The sequence below is a fragment of the Paenibacillus sp. FSL K6-3182 genome, assembly GCF_037976325.1.
GTDB lineage: Bacteria > Bacillota > Bacilli > Paenibacillales > Paenibacillaceae > Pristimantibacillus.
The window spans coordinates 5,609,493-5,628,630 of sequence record NZ_CP150265.1; the positions used below are offsets into that span (position 1 = coordinate 5,609,493).

The 19,138-nt window shown below is 46.1% G+C and carries 17 protein-coding genes; all 17 read right to left on the bottom strand.

What is annotated here, in order from left to right:
- Nucleotides 1-277: 277 nt before the first annotated feature.
- The 17 genes from MHH56_RS24710 to MHH56_RS24790 all read right to left on the bottom strand — a co-directional run bounded on the left by MHH56_RS24710 (nucleotide 278) and on the right by MHH56_RS24790 (nucleotide 19,051).
- On the bottom strand, nucleotides 278-2,014 hold the full coding sequence (locus MHH56_RS24710) for an ABC transporter ATP-binding protein (RefSeq protein ID WP_339209723.1): 1,737 nt from the start codon (nucleotides 2,012-2,014) through the stop codon (nucleotides 278-280).
- A gap of 43 nt (nucleotides 2,015-2,057) precedes the next feature.
- Complete coding sequence (locus tag MHH56_RS24715) at nucleotides 2,058-3,821, bottom strand: ABC transporter ATP-binding protein (protein WP_339204313.1); 1,764 nt, start codon at nucleotides 3,819-3,821, stop codon at nucleotides 2,058-2,060.
- A gap of 94 nt (nucleotides 3,822-3,915) precedes the next feature.
- A complete protein-coding gene (locus MHH56_RS24720; protein WP_339204315.1) occupies nucleotides 3,916-4,350 on the bottom strand; it encodes a MarR family transcriptional regulator in 435 nt (144 codons plus the stop codon).
- Nucleotides 4,351-4,523: 173 nt separating this feature from the next.
- Entirely contained in the window at nucleotides 4,524-5,600 is a 1,077-nt protein-coding gene (locus MHH56_RS24725) for a hypothetical protein (protein ID WP_339204316.1), read from the bottom strand.
- Nucleotides 5,560-7,194: a glycoside hydrolase family 3 N-terminal domain-containing protein gene (locus tag MHH56_RS24730; RefSeq protein WP_339204317.1), complete on the bottom strand. Its 1,635-nt coding sequence runs from the start codon at nucleotides 7,192-7,194 to the stop codon at nucleotides 5,560-5,562. The genes MHH56_RS24725 and MHH56_RS24730 overlap by 41 nt, the downstream gene beginning before the upstream one ends.
- Before the next feature lie 43 nt (nucleotides 7,195-7,237).
- Nucleotides 7,238-8,263, bottom strand: a complete 1,026-nt coding sequence (locus MHH56_RS24735) for a zinc-binding dehydrogenase (protein WP_339204318.1) — start codon at nucleotides 8,261-8,263, stop codon at nucleotides 7,238-7,240.
- A 75-nt stretch (nucleotides 8,264-8,338) separates the two neighbouring features.
- Complete coding sequence (locus MHH56_RS24740; protein WP_339204319.1) at nucleotides 8,339-9,142, bottom strand: ABC-2 family transporter protein; 804 nt, start codon at nucleotides 9,140-9,142, stop codon at nucleotides 8,339-8,341.
- A 12-nt stretch (nucleotides 9,143-9,154) separates the two neighbouring features.
- Entirely contained in the window at nucleotides 9,155-9,964 is an 810-nt protein-coding gene (locus MHH56_RS24745; RefSeq protein WP_339204320.1) for an ABC-2 family transporter protein, read from the bottom strand.
- Nucleotides 9,961-10,944 carry an ATP-binding cassette domain-containing protein gene (locus MHH56_RS24750; RefSeq protein ID WP_339204321.1) on the bottom strand — a complete coding sequence of 328 codons (984 nt, stop codon included), beginning with the start codon at nucleotides 10,942-10,944 and terminating at the stop codon, nucleotides 9,961-9,963. Before MHH56_RS24750 ends, MHH56_RS24745 begins: the two co-directional genes overlap by 4 nt.
- A 16-nt stretch (nucleotides 10,945-10,960) precedes the next feature.
- On the bottom strand, nucleotides 10,961-12,136 hold the full coding sequence (locus MHH56_RS24755; protein ID WP_339204322.1) for a radical SAM protein: 1,176 nt from the start codon (nucleotides 12,134-12,136) through the stop codon (nucleotides 10,961-10,963).
- Nucleotides 12,108-13,214, bottom strand: coding sequence for a hypothetical protein (locus MHH56_RS24760; RefSeq protein ID WP_339204323.1), 1,107 nt, complete (start codon nucleotides 13,212-13,214; stop codon nucleotides 12,108-12,110). Before MHH56_RS24760 ends, MHH56_RS24755 begins: the two co-directional genes overlap by 29 nt.
- Before the next feature lie 22 nt (nucleotides 13,215-13,236).
- A complete protein-coding gene (locus MHH56_RS24765) occupies nucleotides 13,237-14,712 on the bottom strand; it encodes a hypothetical protein (protein ID WP_339204324.1) in 1,476 nt (491 codons plus the stop codon).
- Complete coding sequence (locus MHH56_RS24770; protein ID WP_339204325.1) at nucleotides 14,699-14,974, bottom strand: phosphopantetheine-binding protein; 276 nt, start codon at nucleotides 14,972-14,974, stop codon at nucleotides 14,699-14,701. The genes MHH56_RS24765 and MHH56_RS24770 overlap by 14 nt, the downstream gene beginning before the upstream one ends.
- A 440-nt stretch (nucleotides 14,975-15,414) precedes the next feature.
- Entirely contained in the window at nucleotides 15,415-16,770 is a 1,356-nt protein-coding gene (locus MHH56_RS24775) for a lytic polysaccharide monooxygenase (protein ID WP_339204326.1), read from the bottom strand.
- 541 nt (nucleotides 16,771-17,311) lie between these two features.
- A complete protein-coding gene (locus MHH56_RS24780; protein ID WP_339204327.1) occupies nucleotides 17,312-18,115 on the bottom strand; it encodes a carbonic anhydrase family protein in 804 nt (267 codons plus the stop codon).
- A 236-nt stretch (nucleotides 18,116-18,351) separates the two neighbouring features.
- Nucleotides 18,352-18,873: an N-acetyltransferase gene (locus MHH56_RS24785; RefSeq protein WP_339204328.1), complete on the bottom strand. Its 522-nt coding sequence runs from the start codon at nucleotides 18,871-18,873 to the stop codon at nucleotides 18,352-18,354.
- Between the two features lie 34 nt (nucleotides 18,874-18,907).
- A complete protein-coding gene (locus MHH56_RS24790) occupies nucleotides 18,908-19,051 on the bottom strand; it encodes a hypothetical protein (RefSeq protein ID WP_339204329.1) in 144 nt (47 codons plus the stop codon).
- Nucleotides 19,052-19,138: the final 87 nt, after the last annotated feature.

Below are 19,138 nucleotides of genomic sequence, written 5' to 3' on the forward strand. Positions count from 1 at the left end.
TCAATGAGAACTATAACAGTGCATTGTAAAATTAAACCTCCTTAACTATTAAGAAATTTTATTTTTATTCACAAATATTTGTAATTAAGCATCCTTTCATGTTTAGCAGTGATGGGAAAAGACGAGTAGAACATACAAAAAAACCCGATCTCATTCGATCGGGTTTTCTATTTCCGCGGAATTCATTCATCGTACTTTCCCCAGCGCCTCTCTAAGTTCTACACTATGGATTGACGACTATTCCACGATTTTTAGTTTTTTTGGAGTACATGCCCCTTTACAAAGCCGCTTCCGCAGTCTCAAACTGGCTATTGTACAATTCAGCATAGAAGCCGTTTGCCGCAAGCAGCTCGTAATGATTGCCGCTTTCGATAATATCCCCGTCCTTCATGACGAGAATAATATCGGCATTCTTGATCGTAGACAACCTGTGCGCGATAACAAAAGAAGTTCGTCCTGCCATCAACCGATCCATCGCTTCCTGAATGAGAAGCTCCGTTCTCGTATCGACTGAACTTGTTGCCTCGTCGAGGATGAGCAGCGGGGCGTTCGCAATGAGCGCTCTTGCAATCGTGATGAGCTGTTTCTGACCTGCGGAAAGGTTCACTTGCTCGTTCAATACCGTGTCGTAGCCATTCGTTAAGGTTCGGATAAAATGATCAATACCGACAGCCTTGCAGACGGCCTTCACATCCGCATCAGTAACCCCTTGCTTGTTGAAGACGATATTTTCTTTGATCGTTCCCTCGAACAGCCATGTATCCTGAAGCACCATACAAAATTGTTCATGAACATTTTCCCGAGGTAGCTCATGGATCGGAACGCCATCGATAGCAATTTCCCCGCCATTCAGCTCATAAAATCGCATCAACAAATTGACGATCGTCGTCTTCCCTGCACCCGTCGGCCCGACGATGGCGATCTTCTGACCAGGCAAAGCACGGGCTGAGAAATCGTGAATGATGAGCTTATCCGGATCATATCCGAAGGAAACGTTCCGGAATTCGACCTGCCCCTTAACATCCTTAAGCACCTTCGATTTATGGTTCTCTTCCTCAAGCTCTTTCTCTTCTAAAAATTCAAAAACGCGCGCGGCTGCAGCTGCAGTTGATTGCAGACTAGTCGCGGCTTGTGCAATTTGCCCCAAGGGCTGCGTGAACAATCGAACATAAAGCATGAAAGCGACGATGACACCAAACGAAATATGACCATTCATCGCTAATGCTCCGCCGACAATACAGACCGACACATAACCGAAGTTTCCGACAAACATCATGAGCGGCATCGTCAAGCCGGATAGAAACTGCGACTTCCATGAACTTTCATATAATTTATCGTTTATCTGATTAAAAGTTTCCTTCGCCTTCCGCTCTCCATTATAGACCTTAACCACATCGTAGCCTGAGTATATTTCTTCGACATGGCCATTCATCGCACCAAGATTCGCCTGCTGGTGAACGAAATGCGTTTGTGATTTTTTGATCATCACGGTCATAAAGGCAAATCCTAGAAACGTCGAAATGATCGCCGTCAACGTCATCCATACGTTTGTATAGAACATCATGACCAAGGAGCCGACCAGCATCGTAACGGAAGTAACCAGCATCCCGACGCTTTGATTCATCGTTTGCCCGATCGTGTCGATGTCGTTCGTGACGCGGCTCAGCACGTCTCCATTGCTCGTGGAATCAAAATATTTGAGCGGAAGCTTATTGATCTTCTGGGAAATGCGCGTACGCAAGCTTTTCGATACCTTCTGGGTTACCGTAGCCATAATATAGCCTTGGAAGAACGAGAAGATGACGCTTAATCCATATAGAACAGCAAGCAATATACCAATGCTGCTAACTGCGTCCATATCAATTTCGCCCATTAACCCTTTGGTAATATGATCCGTCATATCCTTCAGCTTGCTTGGCCCGACAATCGTAAATATCGTGCCCACCACGGACAGCAGCAGAGCCACGACAATAAGAGGAATGTGCGGCTTGCAATAGGCGACGAGCTTGCCCATTGTGCCTTTGAAATCGATGTTTTGTTTGGTAGCGACCTGTTGTTTAGCCAATTTCAAGCTCCTCCTTCGATAACTGAGAGTTCGCGATCTGACGATATACCTCGCAGGTTTGAAGCAGCTCTTGATGCGTGCCTCTTCCTACAATTTTGCCTTCGTCTAGAACGAGTATGAGATCGGCTTCCTTAATAGTTCCGATTCGCTGCCCCACAATTAGGTTGGTAGCTCCAGCTGTTTCTTGATTCAACATGGAACGCAGCTGGCGGTCGGTTTTGTAATCAAGCGCAGAGAAGGAGTCGTCAAAAATATAAATGTCAGGCTTACGGTAGATAGCCCTAGCGATGGATAACCGCTGCTTCTGTCCGCCAGACAAATTCGAGCCGCCTTGCGAGATAGTGCCCTCATACCCGCCTTCTAGCTTCTCGACAAACTCTTGTCCCTTAGCGATCGCTACCGCTTTCTTCACATCGTCCGCCGAGCCAGCCACATGCCCATTATCACCATAAGCGACGTTGGACGTCACTGTTCCGCTGAACAATACGGCTTTCTGAGGAACATAGCCAAGCTTGTTATGCAGATCTTTCAGTGAGTAATCCTTCACATTCATTCCCGCAACAAGCACTTCGCCGTCCGTCACATCGTAAAATCTTGGAATTAAGTTCATCATTGTACTCTTGCCGCTACCCGTGGAGCCGATAAACGCAACCGTCTCTCCCCTGCGTGCAACGAAGCTGATATCCCTAAGTACATATTCATCCGAATCCGCATACTTGAAGCTGACATTCCGGAATTCAATCTCTCCTGCTTTCGCAGCATTAGTTGATTTCGCACTGCCATCCTTGATGCTTGGTTCTGTATTTAATACTTCCATGACACGCTTGGCAGCAACCGACGCCCGCGGAAGCATGAAGAAAACCATCGACAGCATCATAAAGGCCATGACGATCTGCATGGCATAAGACGAGAAAATGACCATGTCGCTGAATAAGCCTAATCTAGCTGCTGTATCCGCTCCATTAATCAGATACGCTCCGATCCAATAAATCGCCAAGCTTAATCCGCTCATAATTAAGCTCATGACCGGCATCATTAATGCCATTAATCGGCTTGTGAATAGATTCGCATCGGTTAACTCCCGATTTGCGAACTCGAACTTTGCTTCTTGGCTTGGTCCAGCATTATAAGCACGAATGACTCGCAGACCTTGAAGCCCTTCTCTCGTTACTCGGTTCAGTTGATCCGTTAGTCCTTGAATCATTCTGAACTTCGGCATGGCGAACAAAATAACGATCGCGATCATGAGAAGAAGCAGTGCAACCGAAATACCGGACGAGAGCGTCCATTGCCAGCTCTTGCTTGAGATTTTCACAATTGCCCAGCCTGCCAGAATAGGCGCTTTAATCATGACCTGCAGCCCCATCGCCACAATCGTTTGTACTTGCGTAATATCGTTCGTGGAACGCGTAATGAGGCTTGCTGTTGAAAATTGATTCATCTCGGCCATGGAGAATGATTCAACCTTGTCGAAGAGCAGGCTTCTAAGCCTCTTAGCGAGCGATGCAGCGCTCTTCGCGACCAAATAAACAACGATGAAGGATGCAATTAAGCTTCCAATGGCACACAGCATCATATAGGCGCCTGGCTCCCATACCTCGTTTAAGGAGCTGCCTTCCGTCTGCACCAGCTTTGTGATTTCTGCCAAATAATCGGGAAGCTTGAGATCGAGCCATACCTGGAACACGATAAATGCAGTACTGATGACGATAAACCAAACATTTTTGGGATTGAAATACTTCAAAATCTTAAGCATTTATCAAACGCTCCTTCTCCATGTTGTTAGCCATAGAACTGTAAGCCTACTAACTATATTACAATAATAAAAGCCGCTCCAACAACTTCGGCGACTACTCCAAATTCTTTTTGATTTTATCGAGCACATTAAAAAAAGTATCCATCTCCTCTTGCGATAGACCTTTCTTAATTTCACGCTCCAATTCAACGTATTTTAAAATAATAGCTTCATGGTATTCAATAGCTTTTGGCGTAAGAATAATCCTCTTTAGTCTTGCATCATAAGGAACAGACTCTCTCGTTATGAGATTATTTTTCTCCATCAATTGCAAAATCTTACTCGCGGTCGAACGCCGAATCGTGAACTGGCTCTCGAAATCGCGTTGAAAAATCTCCTTGTGCTGGTTCTCAACAAAGTACCTCAGCACCCATCCATGCATGCCAGTCAATTGATCGCCATATTTTTGACTCATAAACCCGCTAACCTGTCTATGCAGCATATTTCTTAGCGTTCTAAGTTCGAGCGCAACTGATCGATCTCTGTTCATTTTCGCCCCCCTTTACCTATCATCTCCAGCTCTTTCCTCATTTTATCACAATTATTGTTAGTCAACTAACATTAATTATATATTAAAAGCTTTAAACCACAATGAACATCAAAGAGGAGCTGACCTCGCGGCAGCTCCCTCCTACTATCTCATCCTTATATCATTTTAGATAGCTATCTACTTTCTACATAAGTCTTATTCGATTTCGATGGCACTTCTAGAAGTTTAATTAATTTAAGCAAAAGAACAGGCTCTTCTTCTCGGAATTGGTCAAAGCGGAGCCTCAACCGTTTAAATACTTCCTTATCTTCGCGAATAACATGACGAATGTATTGATCTCTCAGCTTCATCGCCCGTTTTGTTATATCCTTGTAGCCTTCCACAAGCTCTTCGTCATACGAGATTATCCCCTCTTCTACTAGATAACCGATTCGCTCGCTCATCATTTTTTTATGCTCCCAGAGAACGTGAAGATGTCTCGCATCGTTGCGGTCACCCAGCCTAGAATCGTTTTGCTCTACAGCATCAAAGTACATTTGCAGATAGTCATACACCTTGATTCCGAAAGCTTCCTCGTCTGGATTATAATTAATTCGGTTTAAATGGGTCTCGCCATTAACATAATCGAGCAGCTGGTCGATCGCGGCCGTTTTATCAAAAGGATAAGCAGAATGCGGTGCGTATTTGTAAAAATACGTATGATGATCAGACGTGAGTTTCTCCTTCAAAAGCTTTCGCATAGAACCTGCAGCATCCTGAAACTCTTGGAATGGGATCTTCACATTTCGGTACACCCCCGTATGATCGAACATGGAAGCATCAAACATATTTTCCTCCCAGTCAAAACCGTACAGAAAAAGATGATGAGGGAACGGCTCTTTCTGATAAGAAGCTGCCGGTGACAGCTTGGCTTCGTCCACAAACACAATGCAGTAATAGCCGCTTCGGATCTGATCCGCGAAAAATTTCGGCCAGTCATCCAATGCCAAATTATCTAGAATCGTATAATTCACAGAGCATGTTAAAAGAAACGGATTATTGAAATTCAACTCGTTTGGCTTGCCCCGAAAAAAATCGATAAAATATTGCCTGCCGTCCTCCATAAATTTAGTGGTACAGGATAACTGGATAAAGTTGCTGTAATACCAAGGAATCGTTTCTTCGTGGACGCTGGTGATTGAAAGGGTGTAGGCCCATCGTAAAAACCCTTTAAGTGGCGGATTCAACACGGGAAGCTGTACCGCGTTCATATGATTCGCCTCCTTCTAATGAGTAATCGGGAAGCGTAACTGGTAAAATTCCTTCAGGCTTAAACTTGCCCAGTAAAACGCTAGAAAGGGCCTGCAATGTTAGCGGATGATGCTCATAACAGGCTAGAAAACCTTTAGCTTCTGGAAATGCCGCGAGATCAACGGGGTTGCGAAGGGAGATCGGAATGACTTTGTTTCCTCCTGCCAAAAGCTTGCGAACCAAAACGGTCTGCCCGTGATTAGAAGCCGTATGGAATATTCCCACGACGATCTGCCCATATCCTTCTGCTCCGGAGACCAAGTCCGCAATTTCATCCGTACTCGGACTAGTCCCATACAACCGCTCCATAAACTTTGCTTTCATCAAAGGATATAGAAAGCTGCCGAGGGTGTCATCGTATATCGGTTCATCCTCAGACTTGCAAGCAGCCGCCATCTGCGGCCAAAGCACAAGCGTGTCGACTTCGGAAGACAACTGGCAAAAATTCGGTTCACGGTTCATCATGGTGATGCTTTTCTGGCGAAGCAGCTTAATCGTCCGAAGTGTTTGCGAATGATCGAGATAGGTCTGCGTTTCTTCCCAGCTGCGCTCTCGCAGCTCTCCGATGCGGAGCTCCTTAAGGAGAAGAATGCGCTCCACGGAAGCATCAATCCGATCTTCAGGCAGACGCCCATCTGCTACCGCATGTTCCAGTGCTGCTGCCGCCTCCAGCTGGCTTTCGTACGTATGGCTGACGAGAAGAAGATCTGCTCCAGCAAGTACGGCTCTTACGACTGCCTCCCCGACGCCAATGCCTTGTGTTACAGCGTTCATTTCCATGCAATCCGTCACGATAAGCCCCTTGAAATCCAGCTCTTCCCGTAGCAGTCCCGTCAATACTTCATGAGAGTGTGTGGCTGGAACAGACAAACCGCCGCTTAGCAATGGAATCCCGACATGGGCAGTCATTACGGCTTCGGCCCCTGCCCGCGCACAGCGCCGAAACGGTACGAGCTCGACAGACCGCAGACGCTCAAGAGAATGCCTCACGACCGGCAGCTCAGCGTGCGAATCTACCTCCGTGTCGCCGTGCCCAGGAAAATGCTTAATAACAGAGACGATGCCTCCATCCTGAAAGCCAAGCATTGCTGCGATCCCAAGCTCAGCGACAAGTTCAGCTTCGTCACCGTATGCCCGGACATCAATAATCGGATTTCGCGGATTGACGTTAATATCGACCACCGGCGCGAAATTCATATTGATGCCCAGCAACTTCAGCTCTTTTGCCGTTCCCTTTGCGGCTTCATAAAGCAGCAAAGGATCACGTGCCGCTCCCAAAGCCATTGCCGCTGGCAGCTGTGAAATTCCCTGTCTTAATCGGACGACCATGCCACCTTCCTGATCTGTTCCGATCCATAGCGGTATGCCTGTTGCATCCGCAGCCATTTGTTGGAGTTTCTTCGTTAAAGCAAATGCCTGCTCAGGGTTGTCCAAATTACGGGAAAAGAACACGACTCCCCCGATGAAATGGTTTTGCAAGAGGTCGCCAATATTCGCATCCGGCGTAAGTCCCTCGAAGCCTACCATAAGCATCTGCCCAATTTTCTCTTTCATCGTAAGCTGGCTACAAGCTCTCACCTGCATTCCTCCTCTGACATTACAATTGCGTCCAATCGAATAAAACGCCTAACAAATCAGGCTTACTCCCGGAGAGCCGGGAATAAACCGATACAGCTTCGAGCGGGCTTGCTTCTTCCGTTATGAGACTTGCGACGTCCAATTTCCCACGGCGGATAGAATCGAATATGAACATGTTCATTTCCTCTTCCGTCCAGCCATTAAAACCTTCCATCATTCGGCCGTGAATGCCTAATATGCTGACCGAATTGAAAACGACTTTGGGACCGATCGTCTGTTTTGAAGGCTCTGTCGAGTCACCTAGCAGAATGACTTTGCCGAGCTCCCGTGTCAGCTGTGTGCAGTAGGGCAGTACCGCATAAGAACCCGTCACATCATATATCGTGTCCAGCATTTTGCCATCAGTAAGTTGTTCTACCGCTCCGAATGCTTCGGCTACCGTAAGATTCAGCAGATCGGTCGCACCGCTTCTAAGGGCTTGGTTCAGGCGGGAGCTTTCCGGAGCAATCGCAATAATCTGCCTTGCACCACTCGAATTCAGATACTGAATGACAAGCTGGCCGATAAGACCGAGTCCAACAACTCCCACTCTTTCACCAAAAGCAGGTTCTGCGCGCAGAATCCCTAGAAGAGCAACCTTAGCAATCTGTGTGAAAACCGCCTCTTCGTCACGGATTGAATCTGGTATACTTGCCGCTTCCTTATAGTCTGCGAGGAAATATTGTCGGTGACCAGCCGGGCAGATGACCCGATCGCCGGGCTTTATTCCTTCCACTCCAATGCCTGTCTCCAGCACTTGCGCCGCCATCGAGTAACCGGGATAGAATGGGTACCGAACCCAAGAGGACCAGACCGTTCCTTCATCGAAACGCCCCTTTAGACAAGCCAGCTCCGTCCCTGTACTTATTAGTGATTTTTTGGCTGCACATAAAATTTGTCCTCGTCCTGGCTTCGGCACCTGTTCCTCTATAAGCTCAATTCGATCGGGCTCCTGAAAAATGCAATTTATCGAGGTACGGCCTTGCGTTGTCGCCATGTCCGGCATGCGATGACACTTCCTTTTCTAGGCATGGGATATAGATGCTGATATTTGTAATTCCCTTATGATCGCAAAACCATCTTAACTGCTCGCGCTGCTATATCCCTTCACAGCCTGATTCCAAAGCAGCCGTACAGCTGCGAAGAGCAAAAGCGATCCGATCAGCGCCAGTCCTGCATATAACCAGCTGAGCTGTCCAAGCAGAAACATAGGTCCGAAATTAGTAATAAGAAACAGCGGAATAACGAAGGTCCCGATTCTGCGGACCCAAACAGGATAAATAGCCATAGGGAAATTGTTGGCATCCCAGGCGGAATGGGCGATATCCGACATCGCCCCCGTCTGGACGAACCAGAATGAAAGCAGCGCTGGGATAATCATTAGGCAATACGTGATGACAACGGAGACCAGCAGCATTAAAGCAAATCCCGTAAGTTGAACGAGCGAAAACGGAATATCCATCGCATGCCAGCCGATACCGACCATAGTGAAACCGACCAAAATATCGGGAATTGGCAGCGCCAGATCGACGTATCGCAATGATGCCATAAACTGCAGGGAAACGGGCTTCGTAATCATCAAATCAAGCGAGCCGTCTTTAATATACTCAGGAATTTTCATGAAATTTGTAAAAAACAACCCGACATAAATTCCCGTAACGACGGTGTGCATACCTATAAATAGAAGCAACCCTTCAGGAGGTATGCCTTCTACATGTAGATCAGTGCGGAACACGACGAGCACATACAAAAGCTTGGCAAGCAGATAGACAGATTCGACAAGCAGGCTCATCACAAAATTGCCCCGAAACTCCATCTGAGCAATGAGACAATTTTTGATAAACATACCGTACAGGCGCAAGTATTTTCTCACAATTTTAAACATATGGAACGTCTGCTACCCCCCGACCGCCGAATATTTCTTTATGGATACGCGCCACGTCAGACGGGAAATGAGCAAGAAGAGCAATATCCATCCACCCTGAATAAACAGCCCCTGATACATAGCCATCGTCCCTGTTTTACCGCTCAGAACATTCACCGGAAAATAAATGGTATACGGAAAAGGAGTATATTGAAGCGCCTTTACAACCGATTCCCCGAAAATTTCCAAAGGGAACATGCCACCGCTCAAAATATTGACTAGCAAACTTGTAATCACAAAAAAGTATGAGATTTCATGCAAATAAAACGCGCTGGCGCAAATGCAGTAGGCGATCAAAAAGTTGAGCAGAAGCGCACCCCACAGCGTCACAGTGAACAGGATTATACGTACGACCTCGATATCCAGCACATCCCTAGCGGCTGAAATCCAGATCATACAAATAAGCAAAAGTGCAGTAATAACGTAATAAATCGCCTTTTGACCGATAAAAGACATCAGCCGGTACCCGAAGTAGCTGACTGGCTTAATCAAATATTTGTTAAGACCGCCATTCTTAATATCGTCGGCAATCTGGTGCTCAAACTGGGTAGCAATCAGCTTGGACACCAGCCCTGCCAAGATCGTATACAAAATAATTTGACCATACGAATACGAGAACAACGCCGCCTTGCCGGAATGTTCGTACACCGCCGTCCAAATAAAATATTGAACGAGAATCGGAAAAGCAGCCCCAAGAAGACCTAGAAAGAAGTGAAATCGGTATTCCATCGAATGCTGGACGCCCACCCTAAAAACGGCCATGTACAATCTGCGTCTGTTCATCCTACGGCTTCCTTGCGATAGAGCATGGAAATGCTCTCCTCGATCGGTACGTCTTCTATCGTCCAGTCGATGATTGGAAACGAATCGAGCACGGCGCGCGACACTTCCTTTAAGCGATGCTTGGGCAGCTCTAGAACAACGTTGTATTCGTCTCCGCTTACAATTTTCCCGAATTTGGCCAGCCGCTGCTCGGCAACAGGTTCGGAGAAGTGCAGCCTTATAATTTTCTGCTCGCCAAACAGATCGTTGATCTTGTGAAGATCCCCATCGTACAGAAGACTTCCTTCATTAATAATGATCGTCCGCTTGCAGAGGTCCTCCACATCCTTCATGTAATGGCTCGTAAGCAAAATCGTCGCACCAAACTGCTCATTGTAGTATTTCAGAAACTCTCTAACCTTCTTCTGGGAGGGGAAATCAAGCCCGATCGTCGGTTCATCGAGATAAAGCAGCCTAGGGCGGTGGATAAGCGCGGCGATCAGCTCCATTTTCATCCTTTCGCCCAGAGACAGCCTGCGCACCTGCACGTTCAGAAGATCCTGCACATCTAGCATCTCCGATAGCTCAGCAAGACTTCGGTGGTAGAGATCATCCTCGACGTCATAAATGCATTTGTTCAAATAAATCGATTCGCTAGCTGGAAGGTCCCACCAAAGCTGATTTTTCTGCCCCATCACAATGGAAAAAAGCCGTTTGAACTCATGCTTCCGCTCCCATGGCACATAGCCAAACACATCGGCTTCTCCGCCTGTCGGATAGAGAATGCCAGACAGCATTTTGAGCGTTGTTGTTTTACCCGCCCCGTTAGGTCCGAGAAATCCGACGCATTCGCCAGGGCCTATGTCAAAAGAAAGCGATTTGACCGCTTCCTTCACCAGCGACTTGCGAGCAAATAAATTTTTCAGCGAATTTTTAAGCCCCGCTGCTTTCCGGTAGTACACGAACGATTTGTGCAGCTCCTGCACACGGATATAGTCCATCCCCGTTCCTCCTGGCTTAAACTCCATTGTTGTACAGCAGCACACACTTAGAGCATATCGGCATTAAACCGCAGGCAACAATTTCACGCTGTTTCCGAAGATCTTCACCGTGAAAAACATCGGCTACGCTTTCTTCGTACAAATTGCCAACACTGAATTCCGGGAAAAATTTGCACGGATTCACTTTGCCGTCCGGCATCACATCCATCCGATTCGAGATCGAAAAGCACTTCGTACGATTCATAGCCGGTTTCTCGCTGCCCCGGATAAATCCTTCCACCTCTTCGGGCTCCAGCGCAGGCTGATAACGGACACGCACATTCCAAATTCGGGAATTCACACGTTGAAGCTCTTCGAGCAAAATATCAAAATTGTCTGGCGAGATGTGGAACGTGAAGGAGTGCCAACTATTCTTGTGATCGTCTGCAAAGCGGGAGGCAAGGTGCGGGAAATGAGCATCGAAGTAGGTGTCCATTCTATCCGCCGTATCAGAAGGGATATACCAGGGGAAGCAGAAATAGACAGAATCTACGCCCATCTCTTCAAAAAATTCCATAAAGCTGTAAAGCTTGCCGACCATCTGGTCGTTAACCGTCAAGGCCACAGAAACCTTGCCTTTATATATACCCTGCTTTTTCAGATCTAGCAGCAGCTGAATCGCATGGATTACTTTTTTAAACGTGCCTTTGCCTCGGATCGCGTCATTTTCCTTCTCAAAGCCTTCAAGGCTGACCAGCATGACCAGATTTTCTGACATTTTCAGAATAGAATCCAGCTTCTGCTCAATGAGAATCGCATTCGTGCAAATCGTCGTGTAGCGCTCTTCTTTGGATAGCAGCTCTGCCAGCTCATCGAATTTGGAGTAAAATAACGGTTCGCCGCCCCACAGGAAAACACGTGATTTGCGTGCTCTTGTTTCAGCCAAAATCTTCTCCACGACGGGAATATCGATTTCATCTTTCTTCACTTCTTTCGCAAAACCGTGATGGAAGCCATCCGGATTCCACTCAAAGCAGTGTGTGCAGCGTAGGTTGCAGCCATTATTAAGCTTAATTCCTATCTCATAAGGCACGGGTGCTGCATAAGTTGGATCATCTCTGCGCTTCCTTCCGGTTTCCGCCAGCGGAACCAGCGTTCTTTTCATATTACGAAATGTGATTTGGTCAAACGTAACTGCTGTTTTCGGCTGCATAGGTGATCCTCCCGAAATGGTTAATTTTTGACCGCTGCTCTAATAATCGTGTGCAAGTCTCCTCGAGCAAATGCTCCGAAAAACGTTGGTTTTTCCACTCCGTAAAGCGGATTCCGAGTCCACAAGATTCCCAATAGGTTGAATTATGAAGCTCATGGTCGCCGAACGGCTCCAACATGACAAAAGGGATTCCAAGTGACAACGAATCGTTCAAAGTCGCTCCCCCCGGCTTACTGATGATCGCCCAGCAATTGCGCATCAGCTCGGTGTAAGCTGAGTAATCCTTGAGGGGATACTCCCTGAGAAGTCCGTCTTCACGGATATACTGAATCATAGGCGGGAAAGAATGTCTCCCATGTTTGTCCCTGCTCCACGGATCCCAGGAGACCTCCGTCCCAAAATATCGCGTGGTCCCGTCGTCCTCCTCCACCTCTGAAGGATCGTAAACAATGACATCCAGACGGTGTCCGAGCATTCGAAGTTCGGAGATCGTCATGGCGTAGGTGCCGATTCCCCAGCCACCGCCATGGATCAGAATGCGTCCGGCGCGCTGCCAGAAAGGCAAAGGCTTCGCTTCGTCTGAAGCGATATAACTGCCCGGAGACATTTTTTGAAGCTCGTAAAACCAAACGTTCTTATAGACGGGGTACAACTGCTTATGTACCTTAAACGACGGGGTATCCCACGCATCCAGTCGGATCAGCCGGATGTCCAATTGCTTGTTAGAATCTGTCTTGTAACGCTCCAATATAGGCAGCCAGAAACCCGTAAACACCGCAAAACGGGTGACATCGGCCTGTTTCCAAGCGTTCAGCAGTCTTTGAACCTCTTCCTCGTCCAAGGAATTGTCAACAGGTTTGGCCAGCTTATGCCCCATAAGAGCAACAGCGAAATCCGCATGAAATGCTTTTTTGGTGGATCTGATCTTGCTTCGCACTTTTTCGTCATACAAGCTCTCCAGAACGTAAATATCCGTTTCGACTCCTATGCTTTGCAGGTACGTATGCAGATGCATAGCCGGAATGTACGCGCCAAGCGAATTACCCGACGCCAGCAAAATAACTGAAGATGAATTCATGCTCAGCTCCCGCGTTCCAAATTTAGTTGTACACTTTAACGGATAAGTCGGCGAGCACCTGTCGCAAGCTGTTAATCAGTTCGCTGCGGTGTTCATCATCTCGGCCTACGACCGAGACATAGAGCCGTCCCTTCGGCATGCCTCGTTTGTTTTGCGTTCCCTCCGCCATTCGGCGGCGAGTCAGAATCTCGTTTATCATTACGGTATTGGATGATAGAGGAACAACCCCGTACCCTGAGGGGGTTGTCAACAGAAGTTCAGATGCACGCAGTGCGTGCAGTAGAGTGCCAAACTCGAAGCCTTCCGGTAATCCGAGGGATAAAAACGTAAGCCAGCCGCTATGTCCGTACGTTTCCCAACATTTATCGAGATACGCGTTAATAAGTCCCATCGACTTGCGGGCGTTAATCTCTACAATCGATACGACTTTTCCGTCCTCCAATATCATGGAGTCAAAGCAGACAAAGCCGTGGTAGCCGTCTCCCGCCAGCAGCCGGAGCGCTTTCTCCATCACGTTGAAATAGCCAGCGTTCTCCAACATGCTGATAAAAACATCATCCGCTTTGATAGACCCGCTGTAGTTTTGCTGGTGATTAATCATCCGCTGAACTGAAATGAACTCCGTCTCGCCACTCTCCTTGATGAACCAGTGAGAGCTGAAGTCGGTCTTTTTCTTTAGCAGCGGCTCAAGCAGGAATTGAGAGCGCAAACCTCTTTCCTCCTGTTTATGCAAGTGATCCGTTATTCTTCGCTGCATGGATTCGCTGTCAATGAGCATATTGCCTTTGCCAGCAACGCCGAAGGGATCTTTTAATAAATAGTGCCCCTGCTTCAATAGAGCACTTCCGACCGTCTCTATTTCTGCTGCGCTGTTCGCCTCCATGCCGTAGCACTTCTCGCCTATTCTAGCCAAGAGCCTGTTGGAATACAGCTTTGAATTAACACGTACAACCGTCTCTAGATCTGGCAAGGAACCGCTAAGTTCGGCGGCGTATAGGTACGCTTCCGTATCCGATGTTATGGCGTACGGGGACACCATTTTGGCAGCGCGGGAGAACATCTCTTCACCCTGTGATTTCATCTGCTGCAAAACCACACCCTCGGGGAAACCGGAACCGGTTGTCTGAAGCACTTTGTTTGCCGGTTTGGAGAGCCTTGCTTGATCGGCCGCAAGCCTGAACATGCATGATTTAAATAAGTCCGGTTCGGGCAAGGGATCCTTCTCATCATTCAAATCATAGTGATAACGAGTTCCAAACGAAAAACCTAGCCCATTTAGATACTCATGCAGTGCTGGGTTGATTTTGCAACGGCTGTAGAGGATATCATTAGGCCCGCAAAACGGAAAGAGCAGCTCATCCATGCACAGGACAATGGACTCGCTATCCTTGTCCGGCATAGCAGGCAGCTTGGCTAGATCAGGATCTCTCCACCTCGTTTCGGGGTCGAAGGTACCCATAACCATTTTCGCAATCACGTCGACTTTACGACTTAGCATCTTCGTACAACGGCTGGCCTTGCGGCTGGCAGCTTTTCACAAACTGAATAAAAGCTCCGATCGACTGGAGATGCTCATAATCGAATTCGTCATAGTCAATGGCCACATTCAACTGATCCTCGACTTGGAGCATAAACTGGATCATTTGCAAAGAATCAAGGCCAATATCATTGTTCAGATTCGTTTCAGGGGAGAGGGAATGGCGGAGTTCCGGCTGGTCTTCTTTGATCATGCACAAAATATCAGCAATTTTATCGAACATTACTACACTCCTTTAAAGGTTTAATGTATGAGGAGCATCTGAATCCTCACTTACACAAATTCCAACAAAATAAAAAAATCCTTGTTCATCCCTCCAATTCCTATAAATTACAATTATTATCATGCTCTAGCATGAATCTGTCAACGAAAATAGAGTAGATCATTTACACTATTTTTCAATATAATTTCGTGAACACCCTTTGAATAGGTAGCAAGAATCATCTCATTTTGAACCTCGGCATTGGAATACGACAAATTTATACATTAATATTGATTGATTCTATTCAAAACTGTCCGCTTATTTAGGACTTTTTAACCTAAAATTCAAAAAAATAATCTAACCATTATTTTGCTGCAACTAGTATTAGTTTTTTGTACTATTTTCATCTAAAACAAAAAAGCCCCCCGGAGCTCCCATTCAACTCCGAGGGCTTAATTAGTTTATGGCTGCAGCTGCCACAACGCGGGAACGTTGCTAGGCTCCCAACCTGCTAACGAAGTGTGCGGTTGAATACATTTATACGTCGCACCATTGTATGAGACTAGAGCATTCGCTGCATATGCCGTGTTAGCAGCCCATGGTGTAGCGCTTGGTCCTTGAGCAGTCGTAGCGGTAACTGCGTTGCTGTTGCCTGATTCATTTTGAGATGGATCAATAGCACGAACCGTGAACGTATAGGAAGTATTAGGAGTAAGACCCGTAACGAGCTTCTCGGTAGCTGTGCCCGTTACTGTTGCAACGACATTTGAACCGACATAAATGCGGTAACCCGCGATGCCAGAAGCATCCGTTGAGGCGTTCCACATCAGTGTAAGTGAGTTTGAGCCAGGAGCTCCCATGACATGAAGTCCAGACGGGTTCGTTGGCGGAGTCGTGTCGTTCGGGATCTGAACCGTCGTTATTTGTACGCTATTGCTGGCTGGAGATCGATTACCGGAGGAATCAAACGCTTTGACGGTTAAGTTGTAGGTGGTTCCGGCAATCAAATTCGTCAGGTTGACATTTAATTGATTTCCCGGAACGGTTGCTATTGGCGAGGTGTTAGAGCCGGAATAGATCTCATAACCTGAGACACCATTATTGTCCGTTGAAGCTCCCCATGATAGTGAAGCTGTTGTTGTACCGACTGTACCTGCTGTAAGGTTCGTTGGAGTAGTTGGGGCAATGTTGTCTGAAGCGCCAAACTGAACATCAATTACGTTATACCAAGCGTTTGGTGTATCATAAATATCCCATACGGCAAGGATGATTTGATAACCAGTTCTCTCTGGTACACTACAGGTATGGGACAATGTTGCTGGAGGCTGTTGACCGTTCCCCTGTACCGTACAGAATGGTGTCAGATCAAGCTGTGCACGAGAAAGCGGGGCATTTGGATTCCAATCTTGCTTGGTAATAAAATAGCGATAACTTGTCGTCGCATGACGGGCTGTGAACTTCCAAGTAAATGTATTGGTACCGCTGCTAATATTGACCTTATTCCAGCGTGTAGCTGTTTGTTGGTCAAGATTGGCGAAGGCAGCAAGGCCGGCACTGGCGATTTTACCATCTGCAGGTCCAGCTGCTGGAAAACCTTTTAATCCTTCGAGGCTTTGCGGCTCATAAATAATTGCGCCACAGTTCGTATTCAGTCCATTTTTACATTGTATCGCCCGACTTGCAGGATTATCGATATAACCATGAGCAGAAACTGGCTTAACGAAAGCAATCATACTGGTTAATAGAAGCAGCAGACCGAGACAAGCAACCAACACACGTTTCTTCAAACTCGAACTCCTATGAATCTGATTCATCATCACATTACCTCCTAGGTTTTTGGTCTGGTTTTAGAATCCATCCATTTCCTAACAGCATGCGGATATCAGTATCATTTCCCCCCTCTCATCATAGCTGCGACGTCTATAAAGATAGGTTCACTTTAAGCGACCAACTCCTTTAAAATCCGAATTTATATAAACTCCTAAGAGCTTATACACGCATTAAAAAATGAGTAGTGAAGCCAAGATAGGTATGGTTTGGGTTCATGGGAAGGTGTGAGGTTTGGTAAAAAAAAGAAATCTTTCCGGATGTTTGTACCGAAGTGTGGTGGAGATGAATTGCCCTAAAATCGGATTGTAGCTGAGGAATGTTCTATGAATCAATCATAATGTAAACGTTATTATTTTGCACTGCTATTTTAGAACTAATATTTTTCACGCTCAAAATAGGTCTTGCACCCAACCCCAACGACCTAAGCTTATGACACAAGGATGTATATATTACCATTTTTTGTGTTTAAAGACCTAAATTTGTTTTCGTAATTGCAGCATATTAGGATACTTACATTGTTCTCCTATATTAAATTGCTTTTACTTCTATTTCAGCAATGGTACGTTTATTTTGGGATTGAACAGGACGATGATTATCAGGGAATATGGCTTGAAATGCTTTTATTTGAGCTTTCGACATTTCGATAGGCTTCTCTAGAATAGTCCACTTCACGCCCTCGGAACAAGGCGGAGTCGTCAGTGATCCTTGGTAGCGATAAGCGTCCAGATCACTAGGAAGAAGCTTGCTGAGATCAATTTTGTTTTTCAAAATAAAATCAGCAGCTGTCTTTGTTTTGGGCAGCTTGGACCAAATTTCCGTCAAGGCCGGGTTTCCTTTACCCTCCTTAATAAGTACGCCTAACACAGCTAGATTTCCAGTCTTGCTCTTATGTACAAAGTGCAGCTCCAAGGGGGATGCTTTTCCGTCTATTAAATGCTCACTCGGTGTATGGAAATGGAATTGAGCCAATGTGTACTTAGTATCGCCTATTGTCAACTGATTGGCAGCTGAAGATGTATTGGCTTGAATGGTATGTCCGCTATTGCCAAAGGTAAAGGAGGTTGGTTTGTAATGGACGGTCACCTTCGTTTTCTTGCCATTTTTATTTGCTTCGTCGCTGTGTATATCGATTGGTGATTGCTCCACTCCAGCACTGCAAGCAGCATATTCCGCATTAAGATGGGCCCAGCGCTCTGGTCCAGTGCTGCCATCATAGCTCCAATGCGGTGCTTCGCTCTCGGATTTTGATGCTGGTGCTGCATAAGCGACAGTTGAAGCTAGTAGAACTAGCATAGCTGCGCTTGTGAGTAATTTAGTCAAACTTGTGCTCATAAATCAATTGATCTCCTTAATAAGTTATGATTGAATGATACAAAAAACGGTACGCTGCTTCGAACACCTCCTACAGTATAGTACCAACAACTTGGCTAATTATAAATAATTTAGAAATATTTTGTGCATATTGAATATTTTGAACATAAAACTCATATTTTCATCATGACGATTACTGGCAAACATAAATAATGGAGCAACTGCCGCAGCAGTTGCTCCACTCTCCCGTTTATCATCTACTTTTCAAAAAACTCTTTAGCATATTCTACAACCCCATGGACATCTGAAAGTCCAGCATCAATAAGCTCCAATGCCATAAAGTTATCGTCAGAAACCTCGAATGGTGCTTCGATACCATATTGACTGGCTTTTTTATAACCAAACTTCGGATAATACTTTTCATGACCCAAAACAATGGAACCTTTATAACCAAGCCGTGCAGCGATTTTGTGGCCTTCGATTATCAGCTGCTTCCCTATGCTCTTGCTTTGCATCTCTGGCAATACAGCAACAGGTGCAAGAGCAATCAGCGTCTGATTGCCTACTTTTATTTCTGTAAAAAGAATATGACCCACGATTTCGGCCTCGTATTCAGCTACAAGAGATAACTCCGGAATATAGTTCGCTGAAAGCCTAAGCCTGTTTACCAAGTGATGCTCATCATGATCTGAATAGTCAGCATTTTCAAAAGCTTTTTGTACGACATGGTAGATTTCGTTAACGTCTTCATTGTTTTCTGGTCTGATTATAATATTCATTGGTTTAACCCTCTTTTAGTAGATTATGCCCGCTTCACAGCGGCAAAGTAGGTATGAATTTCGCTTTAACCTTCTCATTATCACTAAAGCTAGTCATAGAATCAAATGTTTGAACTGTGTACTCATTCATTTTAGCATTAAGTGTTCGCACGTTCACGATATTAGTCATTTTTTTCATGATTGGCACCTCCATCCTCATTACGCCTGCAGGGCTTACTTTGGTAGCGAAACAGGATGCTTGGATCGCAGCCATAGTAGGAATCGG